This window comes from Kushneria phyllosphaerae, assembly GCF_900312995.1.
GTDB classification, from domain to species: domain Bacteria; phylum Pseudomonadota; class Gammaproteobacteria; order Pseudomonadales; family Halomonadaceae; genus Kushneria; species Kushneria phyllosphaerae.
The window spans coordinates 1-435 of sequence record NZ_ONZI01000029.1 but is presented as its reverse complement, the minus strand read 5'-3'; the positions used below and the strand labels follow the sequence as shown (position 1 = coordinate 435).

The following is a 435-nucleotide window of genomic DNA, read 5'->3' as shown; positions in this document are numbered from 1 at the left end:
AGACGGCTGTGAGCAATTGAGGTCGGCCCTTTTTGGTCTGAGAAATAAAAAAATGTTTGCTGATTTAGAGGAATTAGCACTTGATGCGGCTAATTATTATAAGGAACGCGACATGTACAAGGAATCCTCCACTTTTTTTGAGATTGTGATCGAAGCGCGTACGCACATTCAAAAAGGAGAGGAGATGTATGAGATCGAAGCATAACATGTCAGCTGCTCAAGTAGATGAAAGACTTCACACTTAAAAATGAGACAAACAACACCCTTTACGCAAAACGTAAAGGGCTTTTTTCTTTATTCTTTGATTGCTTTTTCTGCGTCAATTGCACCTGCTCCATAAACCATCGGGTCATCCCCAGACCACTTGCTTGTATTTTCTTTTAACAGGGTTTTGACTTCATCCGGTGTTAAATCTGGTGAATGCTCTAGTAGTAG

At 40.5% G+C, this 435-nt stretch carries 1 pseudogene; it reads left to right on the top strand.

Going from position 1 to position 435, the window contains the following annotated elements:
• A pseudogene (locus KSP9073_RS17310) lies at positions 1 to 205 on the top strand (hypothetical protein); the annotation flags it as partial.
• Positions 206 to 435 lie beyond the last annotated feature (230 nt).